Source organism: Terriglobus sp. ADX1 (assembly GCF_036877645.1).
Classification (GTDB): Bacteria; Acidobacteriota; Terriglobia; order Terriglobales; family Acidobacteriaceae; genus Terriglobus.
In genome coordinates, this window is record NZ_JAEDXV010000001.1 from 249097 (window position 1) to 272105 (window position 23009).

Consider the following 23009-nt stretch of genomic DNA (forward strand, 5'->3'; position numbering starts at 1 on the left):
TCTGCGTGTAGGCTATTGGGCACAACACGACTCAGAAGGGTGGAAACAAAGGTTCCATGACAGCCCCCAAGCCAAAGACTGCATCCAGTCTTACGGAACACGCACATCAGAGCATTAAACGCCACATCCTGAGTAGCGATATGACTCGCGGAGAGCGGCTTACAGAGGAGTTTTTCTCACGCGAGTTGGGCATAAGCAAGAGTCCTGTGCGAGAAGCCATGAATTCTCTCGAACGCGAAGGCTTGTTGAGGATTGAACCTCGACGGGGCGCATTTGTCAGGACTTTTTCCGAGCGGGAGATTGCGGATCTTTATACCGTGCGCGAGATTCTGGAAGTTCACGCCGCGACAAATGCAGAGCTTACGGAAGAGTTTGTGGAGGGGCTGCGTACGAGTGTAGAGCGGACAAAGGAAGCTCTGTTGCGCGATGACAAAGCAGCACATATTGAGGAAGATATTGCGTTTCACGCGCAGATTGTGCAGGCCGCAGGGAACGCGGAATTGACTCGTGTCCACGCCAACATTCAGGACAAGCTGTGGCTATGCCGGTGCCAGACTTATCAAATCACGTCGACGGACACACCAAAGGCGCACGGAGAGATTGTGGAATGCTTTGCTGCTGGTGACCGCGCAGGAGCCATAGAGGCTGTGCGCGGTCACATACAGTTTGTGTCGAAGGCGTTGCAGCGAGCGCAGGCGGCGTCGTAACTACAGGCCGATGGCTTCGCGGACTTCCACCATGGTGGATTCCGCGAAGCTTCGCGCTTTCTGTGCGCCCGCTGCGAGGATTTCCGTCACAAGTTGCGGCTGTGCTTCGTAATGAGCGCGACGTTCACGGATCGGTTCAATCTCGCGCAGGACACTGTCCGCAGCCCAGCCTTTGCACTCAATGCAACCGATAGCAGCGCTACGACAGCCCTCGTATACCTTTGCCATTGTCTCGGTTGTTGAGAAGACTTTGTGCAGATCGCCCACAGGGCACACGTCAGGATTTCCGGGATCAGTACGGCGAACGCGTGCCGGATCGGTAACCATGGTGCGCAGTTTCTTACGCACATCGTCTGCGGGTTCTGTCAGGCCAAGTGTGTTGCCGTAGCTCTTGCTCATCTTGCGGCCATCAAGCCCCGGAAGCTTGGGCGAAGGCGTAAGCAGGACTTTCGGCTCGGGAAGAATCTGGCGTTCGAGAACATTTTCACTGATCTCTGCCTTCATCAATTCCTTGTCGGATTCTGCGGCCGCGACTTCGGGAGTGACTGCGGAACCGTAGAGCTGGTTGAACCGGCGCGCTACTTCTCGCGTGAGTTCGACGTGCGAAACCTGATCCTGTCCAACGGGAACAAAGTCTGGCTTGTACAGAAGAATGTCGGCCGATTGCAGCAGGGGATAGCCAAGGAAGCCGAAGGTGGCCAGATCTTTCTCGCGCAGCTGTTCCTGCTGATCCTTGTACGTGGGCACGCGTTCCAGCCAACTGAGCGGCGTGAACATGCCGAAGAGTGTGTTCAACTCGCTGTGCTGCGGCACGTCACTCTGCTTGAAGATGGTGCAGCGTTCAGGATCAAGACCCGCGCCGAGGAAATCGAGTGCGACTTCACGCGACTTGGCGCCGACGTTGCCGGGGTTGGCGTAGTCGGTGGTTAACGCGTGGATGTCTGCGATGAAGAAGTAGCAGTCGTACTGATCCTGCAGACGCACCCAGTTGTACAGGGCTCCCATGTAGTTGCCCAGATGAAGACGCCCGGTGGGGCGCATGCCGCTCAGGACGCGGCGCTTGCTCAGTTGTTCGGTCATTCCTCTTTGAGGATAGCTGAAAGCGAGCGATTTCAGAGAAGCATCAGGCGAGCACGATTAGATGATCGAAAATGGAAAGCACCGGCATGTAGAACCAGCCCAGAATGGGCGTACGGATCAGCAGCAGGAAAACGACCAGGCTAATGATGCCGCTCATGTTGTCGTAGCTTTGCTGGATGTTGTACGGCAGGAAGTTACGCAGGATGCGCGATCCGTCCAGCGGCGGGATGGGGACCAGGTTAAAGATGGCCAGCACGATATTGATGACGACCGAGCAATAAAACAGTAGCGCCAGCGGATAGATTACGGAAGTTCCGGAGAGCGACGCGTCGACCAGGCCGTGACGGAAGTCGACTGCATTGAATACGGCATCGGTTCCGTTTTTGAAGATGTGCTTGATGGCCAGCAGCAGGATGAGCGAGATGATGGCTAGCAGAAGATTCGACGCAGGACCGGCGAGGGTGACCAGCATGTCGTCGCGCTTGATGTTGCGAAGGTTGCGCGTGGTGACAGGCGTCGGCTTAGCCCAGCCGAGAAGCGGCATGTGGGTAAAAGCGGAGAGCAGCGGAAGCACCACGGAGCCCAGCGGATCAAGGTGCTTGATGGGATTGAGTGTTACGCGACCCATCATGCGCGCTGTCTGGTCGCCAAAGTAGGAGGCTGTCCACGCATGCGCAAATTCGTGGAAGGTGAAGGCGAAGATCAACGCCACAAATTCAAAAAGGACGAGTGCGGTTTCCTGGCTCATGCTGCTTTGGCGAGTGTAGCAAGTTACGACCAGTTAGGTGTGGAGAGCTCTTAACTGGGCGTCTCGGCTTTGTTTACCGCTTCATCCAGTATTTGTTGGAGTTGCATTGTGGTTGGTGAGGCAATCGGGTCTTGCCAGACAATGCGAACACGGCTGAAAGGTTTGGGAATGAGGAAACGGTCCCAGCTTTTTAGCGTCCATGCGCTTTCCGGGTGCAGGTAAAAGCAGGAGGCGGTGCTTTGGCTGCGGTTGGCGATGGCGGCTGCTCCTTCCTTGGCGACGTAATTAGGACCACGCGGGCCATCGGCTGTGATGGCGACCTTGTGTCCCTCCATGCGGGCGCGCGTGGCGGCTAGTAGTGCCGCCGCACCTCCGCGCGAGGATGATCCGCGGATGGGAACGAATCCAAGTCGCTGAACAAGACGCGCAATCAGCTCTCCGTCAAAAGAGTCCGAAATCAGGATGCGGATACCGAGATGGCGATACCGCCATGCTGCCAGCAGAAGGCAACGGTGCCAGAAAACATAGACCTCGGGTTCCGTGGGATATACATCGGCAGGCTGTGCGAGCGGTGCATACGCAGGCTGCCAGCGCAGCGTAGCACCTAGCAGGTGCAGCAGGCCGCTGGCCACACGTGGGACGATGGCCAGGAGCATTCGCTGTTTTGGGGTGAAGTCCGCCACCGCGATTATTGTATGTCGCGTGGCGCTGTCTAATTTTGTTTTGACAGGTGACTTCGTTCTGCAGCAGGTGTGACATAGACTGTGTGCAGTTAATCCCCGGAAACCATTCATGGAACCTGGCGTTGAGGACAAACAGAAGTCTGAGGCGAGACCGTCTGCGTTGGAGCAGGCGGTGATGGCTGCGGATGTGACAGCGGATCTTCGCTGGGTGCTGGATAAGCTGCCAGATGGCGTGCTGTTCATGGATTGGGAGTGGAGGATTACCTATGCCAATGAACAGGGAAGGAAGATCAGCCGCCTGCACCCAGGGGATCTGAACGGTCCCACGCATTGGGAGCTGTTTCCGGCATCAGTAGGAACCGAGCAGGAACAACGATACCGACGCGTGATGGAACAGCGTGTGATGGATGAGCTGGAATTTTTTTATCCGCCGTTCCAGATCTGGATCCATCTGCGTGCTGTGCCAATTTCCAGTGGCATTGCTTTGATCTTCAGTGATGTGACGGAGCTGCATCACGCGCAGGCTGAAGCCGCGAAGCTGACAGCGCAGTTGCAACAAGTATTTGAAGCGACATCGGATGGCGTCTCCGTGCTGAATCGGGAATGGCGTTATACGTATCTGAATCGGCGTGCGAAAGAGATCCTGGAGCAGGATGGCATGGACCTGCTGGGACAGAGCTTGTGGAACATATTCCCGAAGACGGTCTACGAAGGATCGCCTTTCGTAGAGAACTTCTATCGCACAATGAATGATCGTGTTCCCACTACGTTTGAGGCGTATTATCCGGAACCGTTCAATGGGTGGTTTCGGTTAGAGGTGCAGCCTGCTGCCGACGGAGTCGTGTTGTTCTTTCGCGACATTACACGTTCAAAACAGGCGGAAGCTGCACTGCTGGCAGAGAAGGCGGAGACGGAACGACAGAAGGCGGAGCTGGAAGCGGTGTATCGAACAGCCCCCGTAGGGCTGGCTCTCTTTGAGACAAAGGAGTTTCGTTATCTACGCGTAAATGATCGGCAGAGCGAAGTGGTAGGTATTCCTCCGGAAGAGTTGATCGGTAAAAGGATTGAGGATGTTGTGGTGGCACCTGCTGTTCCCAATCTGTTTCGGGAGCGTGTGGCGAAGGGCGAGACCATCCGCGACATGCTTTACGAGACGGAGTTACGAACCAGGCCCGGCGAACTCCGGTCTTTCAATGTGAACTACTCGCCGATCATGGATGAGACAGGCGAGGTGCGCGCAATCAGCGCAGCAGTCCTTGAAGTGACGCAGTTGCGCAGGGCGGAGAAGGCTTTGGTCCAGAGTGAGAAGCTGGCGGCCGTGGGACGTCTGGCTTCGTCCATCTCGCATGAAATTAATAATCCGCTGGAAGCCGTAACAAATTTGCTGTACCTGGTGCAGGGAGTGGGTGGATTGCCGGAAGAGGCTCGCTCTTATCTGTCTCTGGCACAGGATGAACTGGTTCGGGTTTCGCAGATTGCTACTCAGACACTACGTTTTCACCGGCAGGCGAACAAGCCATCACGAGTGACAGCCGCCCAATTAGTAGACGCCGTGCTGAACCTGTTCGCTGGAAGACTGCTGAATAGCGGCATTCATGTGGAAGCCGGCTACAGCACGGCTGTTCCTATCTTGTGTTTTGAAAACGATATTCGGCAGGTGTTGAACAATCTGATCTCAAATGCTATGGATGCGATGCGGACCGGTGGACGATTGTTCGTGCGCGCGCATGATGCGGTGAATCCTGACACAGGAGAAGTCGGAGTGAGAATCACCGTGGCCGATACTGGTACAGGCATGGCCTCCCATACACAGCGGCGACTGTTCGAGCCGTTCTTCACCACGAAAGATTTGAACGGCAATGGACTGGGGCTTTGGATCTCGCGACAGATAGTAGAACGGCATCGTGGAAGACTGACATTTCGATCTGCACAGGGCCTCGAGTTGCATGGAACGGTATTCGCGTTGTTCTTGCCTTGCGAATCGTCTGAGCTTCAACCCTAGTGCTGCGTTAGCATGATGCTTGTGCTGCATGAGGAGGCGGCTGGCCCAACTATGGATCTGACGCCGGTTCCATGCTGCACTTTGGTCGTGCCCTGCTATAACGAAGAGCTTCGCTTTCACGCGGATGCGTTTACGGACTTCCTTGCGGCACAGCCAGATGTGCATCTGCTATTTGTGAACGATGGCAGCAGTGATGGCACGCTGGGACGTCTACAGGCTTTTTGCTCGGAGCATCCGGGGCAGACGTCCTTACTGGATATTCAGCCAAATGGTGGTAAAGCCGAAGCCGTCCGCAAAGGCATGCTGCACGCGATGGCGACGTTGCCGGGAAGCACCGTAGGTTTTTGGGATGCGGACCTTGCAACTCCACTGGATGCCTATCCTGAGTTTCGCGAAGTGCTGGAGGCGCGGCCCGAAGTGGAGATGGTATTTGGAGCACGCATTCGACTGCTGGGACGGCACGTTGCTCGTAATCCCATGCGGCATTATGCGGGGCGCGTCTTTGCCACAACGGTATCGCTGATGCTGGGGCTGGCCATCTACGATTCGCAGTGCGGTGCGAAGGTCTTTCGCGCTACACTGCGATTGGAACAGGTGCTGTGGAAGCCTTTTGTGTCGCGATGGATCTTCGATGTCGAGATCCTCGCGCGATTCCTAAGTTCGTGGCGTGCTGAAGGATTGAACCCGGACGGACGTATCTACGAACTGCCGTTGCAGACGTGGATCGATGTGCCCGGATCGAAAGTGAAGTTGAGCGATTTCATCCGTTCCTTCACAGACTTGCTACGCATCCGGCAGAACTTTCCCCGTTAGCGATCAGCAGTAGCAGGAACGAGCTTATGTGAGGGCTTGTCGCTTGCGATGACGCCGTCGCGGATGGTGACGACGCGATTCGCATGTTCTGCGATATCCGGTTCATGCGTGACGAGGACGATGGTGTTGCCCTGGCGATGCAGCTCCTCAAAGAGATTCATGATCTCGACGGAGGTCTTCGAATCAAGGTTGCCGGTGGGCTCATCGGCAAGGATGATGGAAGGGCTATTAACGAGAGCGCGCGCGATGGCTACGCGTTGACGCTGACCGCCCGACATTTCATTGGGCTTGTGATCCATACGAGAACCCAGGCCAACGGATTCCAGCACGAACTTCGCGCGTTCAATGCGCTCCGCAGCGGGGGTACCGTTATAGATCAACGGCAGTTCCACATTGTGCAGAGCGGATGCGCGTGCCAGCAGATTAAACGTCTGGAAGACGAAGCCGATCTCCTTGTTACGGATGCGAGCCAGTTCGTCGTCCGTAAGGCGTGAGACGTCGTGCCCGTTCAGGCAATAGGAGCCTTGGGTAGGTGAATCAAGGCAGCCGATGAGATTCATCAGCGTGCTCTTGCCTGAGCCGGAAGGCCCCATGATGGCGGTGTATTCATTTCGCTGGATTCGCAGGTTCACGCCACGCAGCGCGTGTACCTCCTGCTCGCCCATGATGTAGGTTTTCCAAAGGTCGTTGGTGACGATGACATCGTTCGGATCGCACGTTACGCCGGAATTTGCTACTGAACCCATAGTGTCCTTCAGTGTAATGCTCAGGAGTTCTTACTATCGCCGGAGCTGTTGTCGCGCTTGATGGCAGTGCCGCTGGTAAGTTCGCGAAGGACCTTGTAACGCCCAGTGACGACTTCATCGCCGGGCTTGAGGCCACTGAGCACTTCAATATCTGTCAGTGCGGTGATGCCAGTCTTGATGGGCGTAAAGTAAGCGCGAAGCTTGCCGTCCTGATTACGCAGAACGTAGACACCCTGCACCTTGGTCGCGGACTTGGAGCTCCCGGCCTGTACAGCGTCGCCCGAATTCTCTACAGGCTTACCGTGATTCTTTGCCAGCGCGGCTTCCGCTGCCGTATCGCGTGAGACGAGAGCCTGCAGCGGTAGAACGACAGCCTGCGCAACGGTGGCAGTGGTGATCTTCGCCGTGGCAGAAAGACCGGGGCGAAGTTCTTCGTTATTCTGGCCATCGATATTGTCGAGGGTGACGACGATCTTGAAGTCCTTGGCCTCTTCCGTGCCAGTGGTGGACTGCGAGGTGGCGATGCCGGTGGTACGCAGCAACGCCTGATCACCCACTTCAGTGACGTGCCCCTTGAAGACCTTACCGGGCAGGGCATCGACTGTGACATCCACAGGCTGGCCGTTTTTCACGAAGACCACATCGGTTTCGTCTACTTTGACTTCCGCAGTGACGACGGACATATCAGCGACGGTCATCAGGGTGGAACCAAGGGCATTCTGAATGCCGGTGACCATGGTTTCGCCTTCGCGGACGGGAACGTTGGTGACCAGGCCATCAAAAGGCGCGCGCGAGATGGTGCGATCGAGCTGGTCGTAGTTCACGCGCTGGGAAGCGACCTGTTGCGAGACGTGGCTGACAGCAGAGGTGGTCTGCGCTTTGGACTGCGCCAGGGATGCCTGACGCTGCTGCACGGTGGCGGCGCTAACGTCGTAGGCGGCCTTCTTGGCGTCATAGTCCTGTTTGGCAATCAGCTTCGCGTCATAGAGCTGCTGGGCGCGTTCCATGTCGAACTTCTTTTGGACGAGGTCAGCCTGCGCTTGAACGAGGTTCGCTTCGGCAGTCTTTTCCGCGGCGACGTAGCTATTGACGTCCGTCTTCATGGAGGCGATGTTCGCCTCCTGGGCCGCGACTGTGGCCGCAGGCTGGACGCTTTCAATGGTCGCGAGCGTCTGGCCCTTCTTGATGTGATCACCCTCCTGTACGTAGAGGCGGGTGATGCGACCGAAGGCGGTGGCGCCGATGTTCACGTAGTTCTTCGGCTTGATCTGGCCAGTGCCGGTAACAACCGACGCCAGATCCTGCCGTGTGATCTTTGCGGTGGTGACAGCAGTGACACCGGACCGGCTGTGGTAAATGGTTCCTCCGATGATGGCAGCGAGGAGGATGACGCCAAAAACAATCAACAGGACTTTTTTCATAGAGATTCGTCTATCCGTCAGCAAACGGGTTTCAGCACGGATACGGATGGCTTCACGGGAAGGTTCCCTGAATTACACCCTGGAATTGCGCTGGGATGCGGTTCGAACCGGTCGCGCAACCATCATAGCAGTCGCAAATTGACGTGGCGGAGCCGATGCGGGAGTGGCTCGGGGCGCATCCAATGCGTCGCTTGCCCGGCTGGTGTGAGGTCTTTACAATACAGTTACCCGGAATATCGTTCGGGTTGGCGGAGCAGTAACAGCATGATTAAGGCAGTCTGGCAGGGAAAGATCGGTGCAGTGGCACTGATCTGTGGATGGATGGTAATGACCGGGAGCGCTCACGCGCAGACCTCGACCCCGCCTGATTCGCAGCAACAGCAGCAGGAAGCTGTCCCCTCCGTAAATAAGAGCACGCCGCCGGAAGAGCGTCCGGACCCCATGAAGCGCCGACTTTCTGACCGCGAGCGCGTGCAGCAGCAGAAATATCTCAAGAACGAATTGAAGCCAGACGGCACCTGGAAGAAGTGGCTGGAGCAGGACGTGGTGTGGATCATCACGGACCAGGAAATGCAGGCGTTCAAGCAGTTGAAGAACGACGAAGAACGCGAAAACTTCGTGGAGAACTTCTGGCTGCGTCGCAATCCGAACCCCGATTCGCCCGAAAACGAGTACAAAGACGAGCACTATCGCCGCATTGCCTACGCGAACGAACACTTCGCAGCGGGTAAGCCGGGATGGAAGACCGATCGCGGCCATATCTACATTGCGTTTGGTAAGCCGGATTCGATTGATTCGCACCCGTCAGGCGGTACCTATCAGCGTCCGATTGAAGAAGGTGGCGGCACCACATCGACCTTCCCGTTTGAGACGTGGCACTACCGCTACCTCGAAGGCATTGGTGACAACATTGACCTGGAATTTGTCGATACCTGCCAGTGCAACGACTACCACCTGACCATTGACCGTTCTGAAAAGGACGCGTTGAAGTACGTGGCTGGTGCAGGCGCGACGCTGTATGAGCAGATGGGTATCTCCAAGCGCGAAGACCGTATGAACAACGGTCTGGAGCAGCTTGGTAACGGCCCGATGGCGACTTCGCAGCAGTCCAAGCAGTTTGACCGCATCAATCTGTACGCAAAGATCATGGCGGCGCCGCCGATCAAGTTCAAGGACATGGAGCACTACCTGACCACGTCTGAAATCTTGAAGGGACCGCCGTTCCTGTTCGACGTCCGCACGGATTATGTGAAGGTGACGAACGACACCGTTCTGGTGCCGGTGACTCTGCAGATCCGCAATCAGGACATCACCTTCAACACTAAGGAAGGTGTTTCTACCGGTACGGTGAACATCCTTGGACAGGTATCGAACATCAACCACCGCGTGGTGCAGACGTTTGAAGATACCGTCAATGTGCAGGTGCCCAGCGAATTTCTGGCGCGCACACAGGCACAGCGCAACCTGTATTGGAAGGCCCTGCCGCTACGTCCGGGCATGTACAAGGTCGATATCGTCATCAAGGACGTTAATAACCCGGATCACATCGGTACGTGGAAGCGATCAGTGAATGTTCCGAAGTATGACGATGACCATCTGTCGGCATCTTCCCTGATTCTGGCTTCCAGCATGAGCCGTGTGCCCTCAAAGGAAATTGGTGCTGGTTCGTTTGTTATCGGCAACACGAAGGTGATGCCGAGCGTGACAACTGGGCCGGGTGTACCTGCAACCTTCAAGAAGGCCGGCAACCTGAACTTCTGGATGCAGGTTTACAACCTGGGTATTGACGATAAGAGCAAGCAGAATAACGCAGAAATCCAGTACCAGGTGACCAACCTGGATACGAATAAGCAGGTTTTGGACACAACGGAGTCCACCACCAAGACGAATCCGAATGCTGATCAGGTGACCCTGGAAAAGAGCCTCCCGCTGGGAAGCCTGGCACCCGGAAAGTACCAATTGGCCATCAAGGTGAACGATGGCATTTCCAAGCAGCAGATTTCGCAGACAGCGAACTTTGTTGTGGAGTAAACTGCTGGGCAGGCTGGTTTGCCATGGCAGGGCTTCGGCTGGTAAGTGCATCGGGCGGATTTCGGAAGAGTGGAATCCCGTTCTTAGGGACGAGAAAAGGCAAGATACGACACCGCCGCTCGCCCGCAAGTATTTCGTTTTCCCGGGTTCGCACGTTGAGAACTTCCGGGTGAGGCTGATACGCAGAGAAGGCACACCTACGCAGTGAAGCAGTCGACGTTGCAATCCGGAATGCTCCTTACGCTGGCAGCACTGGCGTGTTCGCCGTTGGCGGACGCGCAGTCGCGACGCGTTGTGGACGCATCAGGAAGTGGGCTTCTGACTGGGGTTATCCGCGATGCAGAAGGCGTGCCGCAGATGGGTGCGCTGGTAGAGGCGGTTCTGCCGGACACGGGTTTAGTCGCTTCTGCAGTGACAGATGCGCGTGGCCGTTATCGTCTGAACCTGCGTCCTGGACAATACAACATCAAAGCAACTGCAGCCTTGCTGATGCCCGCGGTTCGTCAGCACCTGGTGCTGGCACGCGGCGGTCGCACGGTCGTGGATATGACGTTGTCCACGCTGCTCGCACCCAGCGGGTGGATTCCTGCCTCGCGTCGCACTGTGAATGAACCGAGCGATGACTGGATGTGGACGCTCCGGTCCTCTGCCAGCCGTCCTATGCTGCGGTACGCGGACGAAAAGAGCTATACCACCGTCGATACGAACGAGGATGGCCAGTTAAGCATCTCCTCCAGCCGGCAGGAAAGCCGCCGCGGTGCGACGGGCGGAAGTGTCTCCTTTAAGGACAGTGATGGTGGATTTGGCCGCGGTGGCAGCCATCAGGTGCTGGTGCTGACACGTGTTGACGAACACGGCAGTGGCTCAGTTCTGCGCGCCGATCTGTCCGGATCAAGGACGCCCTATCCTGTCGCTCCGTCGGCTGATGTAAGTGTCGGATTCCAGCGTCGCACCATTCTGAACGGATACGCACGCACAGTTCTGAGTTACAGTGGCCATCCGGAACTCACGTCTGGTGTGGGACAGACCGGGTTGCAGGGAGCTGTGCTTCGTACCGCGGAACGGATGGAGTTGGGCGACATGATCCGCGTGGATGTGGGATCTGTCCTGCGCGAGGTGAATTTTAGCGGGAATGCTGTTGCTATGGAGCCGTTCCTGCGTGTACAGGCACATGGCCCCGGTGGCCTGATACTTGCTTATGGAGTGACCCGATCGCGCGGGACTGAATCCATTGAAGACTTGGATCGTGTGCAGGCGCCGCTTCCGGTCGCCGTCATGCGCAAGGGACATCTGCGCATGGAAACGGGAAGCCACCATGCACTGTCTGCGTCGAAGAAGATTCGCGGCGAGGGTGTTATTGAAGTTGCGCTGTATCAGGATTCATTGCAGACCCCGTTGATTAGCGGCACGGGTACGCTGGCGGTGGCAGAGATTCCGGCAGAAGGTTTCATCGCAGACCCAACCACGGGAACCTATCGCGTCGCGGGCAAAGACTATTCCAGCGGCGGAGTACGTGTTTCGTTCCGTCAGCCAGTGACGCATAGCATGAGCTTCGGAGCAGAGGTTGCCAGCGGGCGTGCTTTGCGTGCGACTCTTGTGCAGCAGGGAAGTCTGAATGAGGTACTCGCAGGGCTTTCGCCGGAACGTGTGTATGCCGGAACAGCGTTTGCCGATGGCAAGATTCTGCGTACGGGAACAACGCTGCGCGCGTCGTATCGTTGGCAACCGAAACGTACATTAACGGCGGTGGATGCCTTCCGCGTCAGTGATGATGGAGCGTATCTTTCGTGTTCCGTACGCCAGTCGCTGGGACGTTTTCCGGGATTGCCGCAGGGGCTGGAAGCGGTCGTTGATCTGCAGAATCTGTTGGCGGAAGGGTATCAGCCTTATCTCTCCAGCGATGGCCAAACGCTTTACCTGGCACAGACACCGCGTGCCTTGCAGGCAGGTCTGACGTTCACCTTCTAAGCAGGTTTTCCTCATGCGTGAACGCTTTGAGGCATGCCCCCGTGTGTGCTATAGTTACGAAGTAACGCAGCTGTGACGGAGCTCCTCGCTCCCTGCCGTGTTGACCCCCGGTCTTCGGTACGTTCTCAGCGTGTTCCCAACCTGGACGCGTAGCTCAACTGGCAGAGCATTCGACTCTTAATCGACAGGTTGTAGGTTCGATTCCTACCGCGTCCACCAATCAAATCAACAACTTAGAAAGCATCGAGTAGCCCCAAAAAGGGGACTGTGACGCAACTTCTTTGCGCCTTCCTTTGTTGCGCGCCTCAATCACTGCGCGGATACTTTCGATGCCCTGGTGCTGTAGGGCGGATGACTTCATACGGTTTAGCAGAGTCCATTCGGACGACAAGTCGTCGGTGCTTTCTCGCAAATCTTAACCACCTCGACTACTTCGTCGCGAGCTGGGCAAGGGCATCCTGTGCGGTCAAGCGATCCCCGTGACCGTGACTGATCTTCTCGAAAAGAATTGTCCGATTCTTGTCGAGAATGAACGTTGACGGATAGGCCGTCTCGTGCGGAGCATCCCAACGTAGACCGTACGAATTAGTCATCGTGTAATCCGGATCAGTAACCAGAACGATATTCGAGGGTAAGTCGGGCTGCTTCGCAAGAAAGTCTTTGGCGTGCTGATCCAGATCCGCGGGAGGTCCAGGGTAGACAAGGAGAACCTTTACGTTCTTCGCCGCAAATTCAGCTGCATGTTCGACGAAGTCGTGAACCTGTTTAACGCAGTACGGGCATTGATAGCCTGGGAAGCCTCGCAGCACAACCAGCACCAAGTTGTGTCCATGCAGTTCCTTCGACATCTGTACGGCTTTGCCGGTAGGGGTCAAAAGGGTAAAGTCAGCAGCCTTGGCTCCGACAGCGGGTGTTTCGGCGAACGAAGCTGTCCCGAAGAGCACTGCGGATAGAGCCACGAAAACACGGAACAAGTGCTGAAATCGATTGAAGCTATAGACCTGCATATTGGCGCTCCTTGCGAGTGCATGGTTCTAGCTCGTCAGACATGGACGCTTCCTCTTCTAGCTACATCGCTAAATCTGCTAGCTCTATGCTGGCTTCATTAAGTGGACATAGCCATCCGAGTTGGGAAGCGTGGGAAAAGCTTTCCTGTAACAGACTGGCCTGTTCATCCGGTGTCAGCTTCGATTTTGCAAAAGCCTCAGAAGCCGCCACGGCAACTGATGCGCCTGACCGAAGCCCTCTCAATAAGAGGAACGTTTCCTTCTCCAGTCGGCGGTAATAGACCGAATCATCGTAGCGATGTACAGCGAGAAACACAGACTCTCTTTTTATCGGAGGTATTTTGGCGCGATTAGTAACATCGCGTTGCGTTGCGGCGCTGCTCACAATGTCAACCTCGGGTGTTTCCTTCTTCACAGCCAACACCAAATTGTCCACTGGATAGGCCAGTTCGAGAAGGCGCAGGTGCGGCTGGAGAAAGAGCCGAGAGTCCGCTCCGATCGCCTGCGCCTCTTCCGCTGTCAAAGGGGCGAGTTGTTTTCCATCAAATGCATCGACGTAAGCCAACTCAAGGTTTGCAACGTCGACCGCCAGGCGATGGCGACGGCCAGCGAACTCAGGGTGGGCATCCAGGAACGCCGGAAGTTTCGCACCCAGATCGCGCAAGGTCCACGAGGTAGAAGGGTTCTCACGAAGATAGGCGAGGACCAAAGCATCAAACCGCTTCGGCCCAAGTATGGCGTTGAGCGTCGGATAATCCTCTGAGACTGCGGTGATCAGTCGGAACCAGTACTGCCTGTTGTAGATCTCCAGACGTTCGAATGACGTTAGCAGATGATTCGGGCTGATATAGCTGGCGGCAATATCGGCGACCGGTGTACCGTCCTCCGCTGAGCTTTGCATCTCGTAATCCTCAGTGAGGGGACGGCGCACATCCTCTGCCATGCGACGTTGCAGTTCAAGCAGGTTCATACATGTGCCTCCTCACGAACTTCAACGTCACTACTCATCGCCGTTTCGGCAGCAAGAAGGAATCGATTCGCCTTGAGTGCTTCGGCATGTACCTCGTCGAAGCTGGGGATGTTGTCATCCCACTCCAGCAGAGTAGCTGTTGGCCCTGAACGCTCGATGGCGCGCTCGTACAGCTTCCAAACAGGATCGAGCACTGGGTGATCGTGCGTGTCCAGGATGTACTTTTCGAACTTCGAGTGGCCTGCAATATGGATCTGCGCGACGCGTTCCGCGGGAATACTGTTGACGTAATCCATCGGATCGAAGTCATGGTTCTGCGAGGACACGTAGATGTTATTTACGTCGAGCAAAATGCCGCAGTCGGCGGTATGGACGACCTCGTTGAGAAACTCCCACTCGGTCATCTGAGAGTCGTTGTATGCCGCATAACTGCTGACATTTTCGACAGCGACCGGAATCTCGAGGAAGTCCTGCACCATGCGAATGCGTTCGGCTGTCGTGCGTACGGCCTCAAAGGTATACGGGAGCGGCAGTAGATCGTGGGTATAGCGACCGTCCACGCTGCCCCAGCAAAGATGATCGGAGAGCCAAGGAGTCTTTGTACGCTTCGTCAGTTCCTTGATCCACCTGAGATGATCGCGGTTCAAGGGCTGTGCACTGCCAAAGTACATGGAGACACCATGTTGAACGACTCGGTATTGATCGAGAATCTGGTCGAGAATCTTCAGCGGGCGTCCGCCGTCGACCATGTAGTTCTCCGAGATGATCTCAAACCAGTCCACGAGCGGCTTCTTCGAGAGAATGTGATCGTAATGAGGAACTCTCAGGCCAATGCCGACTCCGTAGTCGGTATATCCGTTGAAGCGATTTGCAGGCATAGAAGCTCCGATTCTGACCACGCGGTGTAATCGGTAGGAGGCCTATGCTGTACACACAAGCCTCCCCACACGGATCGAGATTACTTCTTGGAACCATCGGTAGCGCAGGCACCCTGTCCCTTGCAGGCGTTCTTGCCAGCATGCTTCTTGTCGCCGCCGCCCTGTCCTTTGCAGTCGTTCTGTCCCTTGCAGGCATGCTTGGGGAGCGCTTGCTGGCCATCTTCAGCCATCGCACCAGCAATAGCCGGTGAAACGCTTGAGACGCCCGTGTGGCCAGCGAGGGGTTCAGCATTGAGACGGACCGCGGTGCCGCCCAGAAGGCCTGCGAAAGCTGCCGCCAGTGCGAGATTGCTTACAGTGTTGGTCTTCATGAAGAGTTTCCTTTCTTCGGTTGGGCCAGGTGTTTCGACCTGGAGGTTGGGGTCATGACCCGGAGGCCGGGAAGAGCGCGATCTATGACTTGGGAGGCTGCTCTTCCCATGCCGCCTGTTTGAGGCGCGGAAGCAAGATTGGTTACAAGAGAAGATAAGAATCTAGGCGGGGATACTTCAGAGGGATGCCGTGGCAGCTCCCAGGATCGTTCCCTGATGCGATTCCTGTACGAAAAGGACAAGATGGTGGCCCGGATTAGCCGCAACTTGAAAGCCCTCCGGAAGCGATAGATGGATGGACTTCTCGACATCTCCTGTCACCGTGGCAACCTTGGTCAGAGATCGAGCGACTGAGACATGCTGCAGGAGCCGGCCTGAGTTTTCTCCACGCAGAACATTCGAACGGTCCGCATCGTCGGTGAGTACCGCGACGACATCCAGGGGCTTGGATGTGTGCCCAGAGAAGGAAAACTTCACCTCGACGCCATCCGCTGAGAGCGTCGAGGTGAGTATCCGCAGATCAAAGTGTGTCCGCTTTGTGTCGTCCAGGAGCGCGCGATCAAGAGCCGCGCCGTTGCTGCCGACGAACTGATCCCTGCCATTCAAGACCATCTGCGGGGTATAGGCTCCCTCTGGAGAGAGACGCGATGCATAGGTGCTTTGCCTGGCGGTGAAGAGTGGAGAGGAGTATGGATCTTTCCAGCCGAGGTTATTCCAGTAGGTGACATGCTCGCTGATCCCTACGATGAGTTGTCCTGAGGGCGCCTGCTTCAGATGAATCTGTCGCAGGAGCGCATCGGCGGGAGGACAGCTCGAACAGCCCTCTGAGGTGAAAAGCTCGACGATTGCAACGGGAAACAAACTATTAGCTGCCCGACTTTCTGGCTGAGCAGCGGTCAACAGAGGATGGATGAAAAACAACCATAGTGAGACGGCAAACACGCTACGGAACTGCATGGGGATACCTCCAGCAAGATTGCCCCACTCTGACGTATCAGTCTGCGGATGGTTACAAATGATTCGTTGTAACCAAAGTACCGTCACTGCCTCTAACGAAGCGAGAAGGCGCTCTTTGCTCCCAAGGAAAGAACCCATCGAAAGAGGACTCCGTGAACCAGTTGCTTCGTACCTATTGCCGTGCTGTTTCTGTCCTCTCGCTATTTCAGTCTCCGATGCTGCTCGCTGTGAGGCTCTACTGGGGCTTTCAATTTGTTCAAACAGGTTGGGGCAAGCTCCACAACCTGGCAAAGATCACGGACTTCTTCGCCAGTCTCAATATTCCATTCCCCGCCTTCAATGCCCCATTCGTCTCCACCCTGGAGCTTGTGGGCGGTATCCTACTAATGCTCGGCCTATTTTCCCGGCCCATCGCATTGCTGCTGGCGGGCAACATGCTGGTCGCGTATTGGACGGCTGACCGTGAAGCCCTCGCGTCAATCCTCTCTGATCCAGGCAAATTCTACGTGGCCGATCCATATACCTTCCTGTTCGCTTCGCTCATGATTCTGATCTTCGGCGCTGGCTTCTTTGCGGCCGACACCTATATTGCGAAGAGACTGAAGGTCGCCGAACAGGAATGAACTCAAGCACGCCAATTCGTTCCGAGGCAGAGATTATCGCCGCTATCGTTGCAGGAGAAACGCAGCTCTATCATGAGCTGGTTCGTCCCTACGAGCGCAGTGTCTACATAATGGCGCTGTCCTACATGAAAAACGAGGCGGATGCAGAAGACGTCGCTCAGGAGGCTTTCATCAAAGCCTTCCGCAATCTGTCAACATTTCGTGGTGACGCGAAGTTCAGCACATGGCTAATTAGCATCACATTGAATGAGGCGAGGAACCGACTGCGTCGGCAGAGCATCGTCCGCATGCAATCTCTTGATGAGCCTCCGGATGACGACGGTACGGTTTCACCCGCGCTTCTTCGTGACTGGCGAGAGATCCCGTCCGAGGCGGTGGAGCGAGAAGAGGTCCGGACGCTCATCAAGAAGGCCGTCGAAACGCTGCCCGAGATTTACAGGCAGGTCTTTCTGCTGCGTGACGTCGAAGAGTTGGATGTTAACGAGACCGCACAAACACTGAGTATCAGCATCTCCAACGTAAAAGTCAGGCTTCATCGCGCACGGATGATGTTGCAAAAGGAACTGGTGCCTCAACTCAAAGCAATCAATCGACCGCCGAAGAGGAGGTGGCTCCCATGGTCATAGAGTGCAAACACGTTTGGAACTATATTTCCGAGTATCTGGATGGCACTCTGCCCGAGGAGACCCGAGATACTGTTCAGAGACACTTGGAGCACTGCGAGATCTGTTCTGCGATCCTGGACTCCACACGCAACATCATCATCCTTACGGCAGATGACCGTGTCTTCGAGCTGCCCGTTGGCTTTAGTGAACGTCTCCATGCACGGATCGACTTGGAACTGCCCTCGACCTAGTTATAACGAGGCAAGTTGTATCGGTGTTCTGGTCTCTACATGAGCTCCAATGAACGCAGAAACGGTGAACAGACTTACACAAAGATACTGGTGCGCACAGTGAGAGTCTCTTCTCTCCCAGTCAGCATGCTGGGGCTAGATGGAGTGATGCAAATGGATGTGGATCGCCCATTCGATCACCACCAACAGCAGGGTGACAACGGCAATGGCTATCTGGATTACCTCAGCACGCCTTGTATCAGCACTCACCGGAGCAACTCGCCACTGAGAAGAAGGCCGAGCGCGCAATGATCGTACTCGCCATATTGCATAGAGGTTTATCACTGACCCGGCAATTGCGACGATTTCCATAGGGATACGAATTGCCGCGCCATGAATGGAGGCGAGCAGATTCGTGCCGACTGTCGCAGCGGCCAAAGAGCCGAGTCCAACGAGAAGTCGAAGACCACTGAGAGCCATGAAGGCTGTACACGCGCTTTGGAGCAAGATAAAAAACAAGCTTGTGAGTCCAATGGTCCAGGACCTGTCCTTCATGTTCTGCGGACGACTATCGACCGGCGTGTTCTCTTTGAGCATGTGGTATCACCAACTCTTTCTCCTATTTGATCAGCTTAGAGATCGCTGTTTGGCACCAAACGAGCATGCGGTGCTCGAGTTCACACGCCCCGGAAACTCTTGAGTACTACCGCGGCGGACGTAAGAAGCGGAATCTTCTTCGAATGTATACGCCATCGTGAAGGCAGGAGTATTTGAGCTAGCCCGTTAACAGACCGAGTCGCTCATAGAACCCTGCTTTAGGTTGGTCGGAGGGCTCAGCGATGAAAAACGCGCACCGCTTTGGCGAAGTGCCACACTCTGAGCCGAAATCGTATCGCGCATTGATATTCTGCTTGCGCATTGGTGTTCCACAGTGTCCCTTGTCAAAGAGAAGCGCAGCCGTGTCCTCTGAGGCTTGAAAGTTACTAAGGCCGAACCTTGCCAAACGGAAGAGCTGCTTCGGTCCCATCTCCGAGGCGATCTCCGCGAGGAATTTTGTTCGGTGCTACACGAGCGGAGCCGTGAGGTTCAGCTCCTAGCGTATCTGCTCGCGGATTATCTTCACGACGCGTGTCGCTGTCGGAAGTTGCCCATGAGTGCATCGGCCTGTTATCACCAGTTGAGAATGGCGAAATGTCGAAGGTATCACTTCCGAGAAACTCACTTCTGGCGCATTCTCTGTGTTGAAGAACATTCTGGATGATCGCAATGCTACCGTAACGGAACGATCGCGACAGCAGAAGGATCATCTCTCAGGCGGCAGTAGAGCGCCTTGGGATGCAACAGATTTTTTCCCGGAAAAGAAACCTCTTCCCCTGCCGTTGTTAATGGAATCGGCGTTGAGGAGTCGAAATCCTCCGTCATACTGATCTCCTTGAGCAGGAACAACTCCTGTCCCTGTAGAGTGCAGCGTCCTGCTTCGCAGTGGGCTTTCGTCAGGTGGGGCCTGCGGACAAGCGTGCCTAAATTAACCCACTCGCCTCGTTCCCCATTTGCGCGAATCATCCTCACGCGTAGTCCTCCAAAGGCCGACTCTCCAAATGCTTTGTCGAGGTCAAGAGTTCCCATGGCCGTGTGCGTGTCCTCCAGAATCAACGAGGTGTTTGGCGGCTGGAACGCGAGCGTAGTCATTGCCTGTCCGTTTGACGTTGAGATCTCGATGCGGTCTGTGGGCAGAAACACGCCTTCGCTGCCAAGAACAAAATGCAACATGCTGTGTAGAGGAATGGCGCTGGACGACAGCAACTCTATAGGAATCTCGCCAGGAATTGGCTTGAGCGAAGACTGAACCGAAAGCACATGAAGAATTACGGAAGGAGCTTCGCTGGAAAGCGGAAGCGCCTGTACGCGGCCGTCCTTGAATTCGACCTGAATGTCCTCCTGAGCGCGCACGCGAACACCCGTTGAAAGCTGGAAGGTAGCATCTGTCATGGTGAAAGCCCGCGGCGACACAAGCGTCCCATCCTCAAGCCGGATCTGTACGATCTGGTCAAGCTTTGTGCCTGTTAGAAGTATCCGTTCGCCGCTCGCGTTTATAGTCGCCAGATCCACATGACCTCCACCGTCCGCAACCACACGAAGCGTGAGCGACACAGCTTCAAGGTTCCCCTGCTGGAAGAGATGCAACGTGTAGTCCCCGGGAACCTTATCACGAGCCGGGAGGGAGAGAGACACCGAATGCCCGTCGTCGGATCGCGTGAATGGGACTGCGTCGTTTGATCCGTCGGGTTGACCCACAAACACATTGTGCAAACACGCTGTGGCGCTGGCGCTGAGCTGAATCGCAGCAGTTTGTCCTGTCACGTATCTTGCATCGCCGACAACCTTCCACCCAATCGCCTCATCGCGTTGGAATAGCAGGGTGGGTCCATCGAACGCATCGAAACCCCATCGTCCCCGCAGCACTCCCCGCAGCAATGCCCCCTCTCCGATACCAGAGGATGAAGTCATGGCCTTTGCATCAGCCGAAGTTATAGGTAGCAAACCACCCGCCACCACATCTGGCTGCAACGGGATCGTTCGTTCTCCTGCTGGCGTGTTGAAATCGACCACCATGTCATGCGCAAACGCCGTGGAATAAAGGATTGCCGAACCGCGCAGAGGCAGGACTATTGCTTCGTCGCGAAGGCAGAAGATGCTCTGCGGATCTGCCAGATGAAGATCGGGCAACCGCGAAGGACGAATAGGCGGCAGCGCAATCACAATCACTGACTTAGGGTTGCTAAACGAAGGGGCAGCGTTGAGCCGCGTCTTCAACGAGGCCCCGTCCGGTAGAGTGATCGCCGGTATGTAACGGTACTGCGCTGTATGTAACAGTCCCAGCAGGTGCACCAGATCCACAACTGTGCCCACGTAGGCTGAGTACACGCCGCCATCGTTCTGCGAGGCTTCATTGATGAAGTCGGACGATGCGCCGGTGGAGATTGCAGCAGAAGTTGTTTGCTCGCTGCCGTTGTCCAGCAGCATGGGATCGCTGGTCTGCATGAGGCAGTCCACCTGATCGTCCACCGGTTGCTTGAAGCAATCGGCATTAGGCTTCAGCACCAATGCACTCGCCAGCTTCGCAGAGCGCGCAGCGATCAACGCGTCGTCTTCCTGCGCGACCCTTTGCATGCCAGATAGATAGCGTTCGATGCGCTGCTGCTCCAGTGAAACTTTGAATAATGAGCCCGCTGCGCGTGCAAAGACTCCAGGATTGCGCTTCACCACAGACCGCAACGAGTCGAAATCCCCACCGGTTTCCGGTGCAACGAAGACAACGGCACTTTGTGCGCCCACCGGAACGGTGATCGTCGTCGGCTGCTGGCCCTGGGGTGTCCATGTTTCGATGCGTGTGAACCATTCGTTGGGAGGCTCGTTTGTCGAGCCGCGCAGAAAAGCCACGATCATCAACAGGTGATTTAACTGCGTGGGAGGAAGGTCTGCCTTCACCTGCAGGTGATCGTTTGGCATCAGGGTGGGGACCTGCGCAATGGGGAGTGTAACTCCATTGCGTGTCACGGTCATGTGGACCGTAGGCCCCTGCAAGTCAAATCGTTGATCGTCTGCCCTGGCAGACAGGAACGTGCCAAACACAGCCGCAACAAGCAAAATAAGGCCACCACCAAACTTCAATACGTCAGCCATGCGTATCATCGGGAGTTCTCAATCTGCAGGTCTCCTTGTACGGTGCGAAACGCACTCGCATCGATATGCGTTGCGCCTTCAAACGGCCGGTCAAGATCTGCAATGGCAAGTAGCGACATCACCACAAGTACGGTGAGTGAGGTGACGTGGAACAGATGTACCCACCTGCGTTCATTGCACAGCAGGCACGATGCGGTGATTAGGATGACACCCCCGAAAAGGAGAACGTCCCACATGATGACAGGCAGCCGCCCTTCAAAGTCCTGCACTCGAGCATCTCTCCGTATCTGCAATGCAGAGAGTGCCTCAACGACATTGCCACGCACGGTGATCGAGTCGTGCGCCCCGCAGGATCCCAGGGTGCTCCACATATCGCGCAGAACCATCTCTCCAGATCTATCCGTGCGATGCTCCTGCATCGCACTCCATTCCTTGTTGATCACGGCTTCGAGGTAGGCGTTGGATTGCTCCTGCAATTGCTGTGAGCAGGGCACCGGCATGAGTTGGGCGTTGCGATCGACCAACAACACGGCAGAAGCCTCCGCCCGCACATCCGCAAGTGCCGTCTGGTATGCAAGCCAGGCATCAGAAAGCATGAAGCCCAGTGCAACCGCATACAGCGTGCCAAGGATGCTAAGTTGCCAGCCATTCACGCCGTTCGCGCGTTTGCGTGTGGTCTCCTCCAGCCTGCAATCCAGCAGGTAGAGAAGACCCCACGCGAGCACGACGCACAGCAGGATGATGCCAACGCATTGAACATAGCTAAGCATGGATGGTCTCTGGCTCGTCGTAAGCGCTGTTAGAATGCCCGTTCAATGAAGTGAGCGGTCTTCTCGCCGGCATCCACCGTGTAGTACGCCGTGACCGTGGCAGCCTTCTCGGTGCCTTTTGCAGTCGCGCGCGCAGCGTCGTCTGTCGCGTCGCCGGTAAGGTGAAGAGTTTCCACGGTGCCTTTGCCTGTATCGATGGCAATTGTCTTCGCACTGCGATCCATGCCCTTCACCGTTCCCTTAACAGCGTGCAAGCCGTCGTTGCCCAGACGGTCCACTTCGTGCGCGGTTTCGCGTCCGCCCTTTGCGGTGTAATGCACAGCAACAATCGTTCCCTTGTCGATTCCGCGCAGTGCGCCTTTGGAAGCGTTGCTTGTATCGTCGCCAAGATGTACGGCGACTTTGTCTGTGAAGTGGAAGGTGTGTTCAGCGCCGTCCTTCGTGTCGACTACTACAACCTTGGTTGCGCGGTCTACGGCCTTTACAGAGCCAACGACTGCGCCAGCTACATCCTGGGCAGCAAACATTGAGGTAGCGCTGAACGTCAGAGCGCAGAGTGCGAGTGTACGGATCATGGGAATTTCTCCTTCAGGGTGTTGTCATCGCAGGCCGCATGGCCTGCGTTCACGTCTCTGAAGGTAAGGAATATGGGCGGGCTATCCCATCCGTGTCTCTACATGCAACCCTGTGCGGTTCCACATGGCATACGGACCAT

22 protein-coding genes and 1 tRNA gene are annotated in these 23009 nt (G+C 55.9%); 9 read left to right on the forward strand and 14 right to left on the reverse strand.

All coding sequences use genetic code 11. The annotated features are described in order from the left end of the window. Positions 1–56: 56 nt before the first annotated feature. Positions 57–707 carry a GntR family transcriptional regulator gene (locus JAO32_RS01130; protein ID WP_334236706.1) on the forward strand — a complete coding sequence of 217 codons (651 nt, stop codon included), beginning with the start codon at positions 57–59 and terminating at the stop codon, positions 705–707. Here the strand turns inward: JAO32_RS01130 and trpS are convergent, their stop codons facing one another. Genes trpS through JAO32_RS01145 form a run of 3 tightly spaced genes read right to left on the reverse strand, consistent with a single transcriptional unit; the run spans position 708 to position 3191 of the window. Then, positions 708–1787, reverse strand: a complete 1080-nt coding sequence (trpS, locus tag JAO32_RS01135; RefSeq protein ID WP_334236707.1) for a tryptophan--tRNA ligase — start codon at positions 1785–1787, stop codon at positions 708–710. A gap of 43 nt (positions 1788–1830) precedes the next feature. Then, positions 1831–2535, reverse strand: a complete 705-nt coding sequence (locus tag JAO32_RS01140) for a site-2 protease family protein (RefSeq protein WP_334236708.1) — start codon at positions 2533–2535, stop codon at positions 1831–1833. Positions 2536–2585: 50 nt separating this feature from the next. Then, positions 2586–3191: a lysophospholipid acyltransferase family protein gene (locus tag JAO32_RS01145; RefSeq protein WP_334236709.1), complete on the reverse strand. Its 606-nt coding sequence runs from the start codon at positions 3189–3191 to the stop codon at positions 2586–2588. 136 nt (positions 3192–3327) lie between these two features. On the opposite strand from JAO32_RS01145, the gene JAO32_RS01150 reads away from it, so the two are divergent. Next, entirely contained in the window at positions 3328–5220 is a 1893-nt protein-coding gene (locus JAO32_RS01150) for a PAS domain-containing protein (protein ID WP_334236710.1), read from the forward strand. Between the two features lie 51 nt (positions 5221–5271). Then, on the forward strand, positions 5272–6033 hold the full coding sequence (locus JAO32_RS01155) for a glycosyltransferase (RefSeq protein WP_334236711.1): 762 nt from the start codon (positions 5272–5274) through the stop codon (positions 6031–6033). On the opposite strand, the gene JAO32_RS01160 is transcribed toward JAO32_RS01155, so the two are convergent. Both JAO32_RS01160 and JAO32_RS01165 read right to left on the reverse strand, forming a co-directional pair. Continuing rightward, positions 6030–6779, reverse strand: coding sequence for an ABC transporter ATP-binding protein (locus tag JAO32_RS01160; protein ID WP_334236712.1), 750 nt, complete (start codon positions 6777–6779; stop codon positions 6030–6032). The genes JAO32_RS01155 and JAO32_RS01160 overlap by 4 nt on opposite strands. Before the next feature lie 20 nt (positions 6780–6799). Next, positions 6800–8200: an efflux RND transporter periplasmic adaptor subunit gene (locus tag JAO32_RS01165; RefSeq protein WP_334236713.1), complete on the reverse strand. Its 1401-nt coding sequence runs from the start codon at positions 8198–8200 to the stop codon at positions 6800–6802. 264 nt (positions 8201–8464) lie between these two features. Between JAO32_RS01165 and JAO32_RS01170 the strand changes: the two genes are divergently transcribed. The 3 genes from JAO32_RS01170 (at position 8465) to JAO32_RS01180 (ending at position 12418) form a co-directional block, all read left to right on the forward strand. Then, on the forward strand, positions 8465–10231 hold the full coding sequence (locus tag JAO32_RS01170) for a GWxTD domain-containing protein (RefSeq protein ID WP_334236714.1): 1767 nt from the start codon (positions 8465–8467) through the stop codon (positions 10229–10231). 204 nt (positions 10232–10435) lie between these two features. Next, entirely contained in the window at positions 10436–12199 is a 1764-nt protein-coding gene (locus tag JAO32_RS01175; protein ID WP_334236715.1) for a carboxypeptidase-like regulatory domain-containing protein, read from the forward strand. Positions 12200–12342: 143 nt separating this feature from the next. Continuing rightward, positions 12343–12418, forward strand: a tRNA-Lys gene (locus tag JAO32_RS01180). Between the two features lie 209 nt (positions 12419–12627). Here JAO32_RS01180 and JAO32_RS01185 read toward each other — a convergent pair. From JAO32_RS01185 to JAO32_RS01205, 5 genes are all read right to left on the reverse strand, one after another. Beyond that, positions 12628–13206 carry a peroxiredoxin family protein gene (locus JAO32_RS01185; RefSeq protein ID WP_334236716.1) on the reverse strand — a complete coding sequence of 193 codons (579 nt, stop codon included), beginning with the start codon at positions 13204–13206 and terminating at the stop codon, positions 12628–12630. Positions 13207–13267: 61 nt separating this feature from the next. Further along, positions 13268–14176, reverse strand: coding sequence for an HvfC/BufC N-terminal domain-containing protein (locus JAO32_RS01190; RefSeq protein WP_334236717.1), 909 nt, complete (start codon positions 14174–14176; stop codon positions 13268–13270). Continuing rightward, positions 14173–15054 (reverse strand): MNIO family bufferin maturase, encoded by an 882-nt coding sequence (gene bufB / locus JAO32_RS01195; protein WP_334236718.1) that lies wholly within the window; start codon positions 15052–15054, stop codon positions 14173–14175. Before bufB ends, JAO32_RS01190 begins: the two co-directional genes overlap by 4 nt. 80 nt (positions 15055–15134) lie before the next feature. Next, positions 15135–15425, reverse strand: a complete 291-nt coding sequence (locus JAO32_RS01200) for a hypothetical protein (protein ID WP_334236719.1) — start codon at positions 15423–15425, stop codon at positions 15135–15137. A gap of 177 nt (positions 15426–15602) precedes the next feature. Further along, the gene (locus JAO32_RS01205; RefSeq protein ID WP_334236720.1) at positions 15603–16382 is read right to left on the reverse strand and encodes a DUF1223 domain-containing protein; all 780 of its coding nucleotides are present in this window, start codon (positions 16380–16382) and stop codon (positions 15603–15605) included. A gap of 215 nt (positions 16383–16597) precedes the next feature. Between JAO32_RS01205 and JAO32_RS01210 the strand changes: the two genes are divergently transcribed. Genes JAO32_RS01210 through JAO32_RS01220 form a run of 3 tightly spaced genes read left to right on the forward strand, consistent with a single transcriptional unit; the run spans position 16598 to position 17861 of the window. Beyond that, positions 16598–17005: a DoxX family protein gene (locus JAO32_RS01210; RefSeq protein WP_334236721.1), complete on the forward strand. Its 408-nt coding sequence runs from the start codon at positions 16598–16600 to the stop codon at positions 17003–17005. Further along, positions 17002–17631: a sigma-70 family RNA polymerase sigma factor gene (locus JAO32_RS01215; protein WP_334236722.1), complete on the forward strand. Its 630-nt coding sequence runs from the start codon at positions 17002–17004 to the stop codon at positions 17629–17631. The genes JAO32_RS01210 and JAO32_RS01215 overlap by 4 nt, the downstream gene beginning before the upstream one ends. Next, positions 17622–17861, forward strand: a complete 240-nt coding sequence (locus JAO32_RS01220) for an anti-sigma factor family protein (RefSeq protein WP_334236723.1) — start codon at positions 17622–17624, stop codon at positions 17859–17861. The genes JAO32_RS01215 and JAO32_RS01220 overlap by 10 nt, the downstream gene beginning before the upstream one ends. Before the next feature lie 135 nt (positions 17862–17996). Here the strand turns inward: JAO32_RS01220 and JAO32_RS01225 are convergent, their stop codons facing one another. The 4 genes from JAO32_RS01225 to JAO32_RS01240 form a co-directional block, all read right to left on the reverse strand. Next, a complete protein-coding gene (locus JAO32_RS01225; protein WP_334236724.1) occupies positions 17997–18437 on the reverse strand; it encodes a hypothetical protein in 441 nt (146 codons plus the stop codon). A 672-nt stretch (positions 18438–19109) separates the two neighbouring features. Continuing rightward, positions 19110–21524, reverse strand: coding sequence for a hypothetical protein (locus JAO32_RS01230; RefSeq protein ID WP_334236725.1), 2415 nt, complete (start codon positions 21522–21524; stop codon positions 19110–19112). A gap of 5 nt (positions 21525–21529) precedes the next feature. Further along, entirely contained in the window at positions 21530–22294 is a 765-nt protein-coding gene (locus tag JAO32_RS01235) for a bestrophin-like domain (protein ID WP_334236726.1), read from the reverse strand. Positions 22295–22323: 29 nt separating this feature from the next. Further along, positions 22324–22869, reverse strand: coding sequence for a hypothetical protein (locus tag JAO32_RS01240; protein ID WP_334236727.1), 546 nt, complete (start codon positions 22867–22869; stop codon positions 22324–22326). Between the last annotated feature and the right edge of the window lie 140 nt (positions 22870–23009).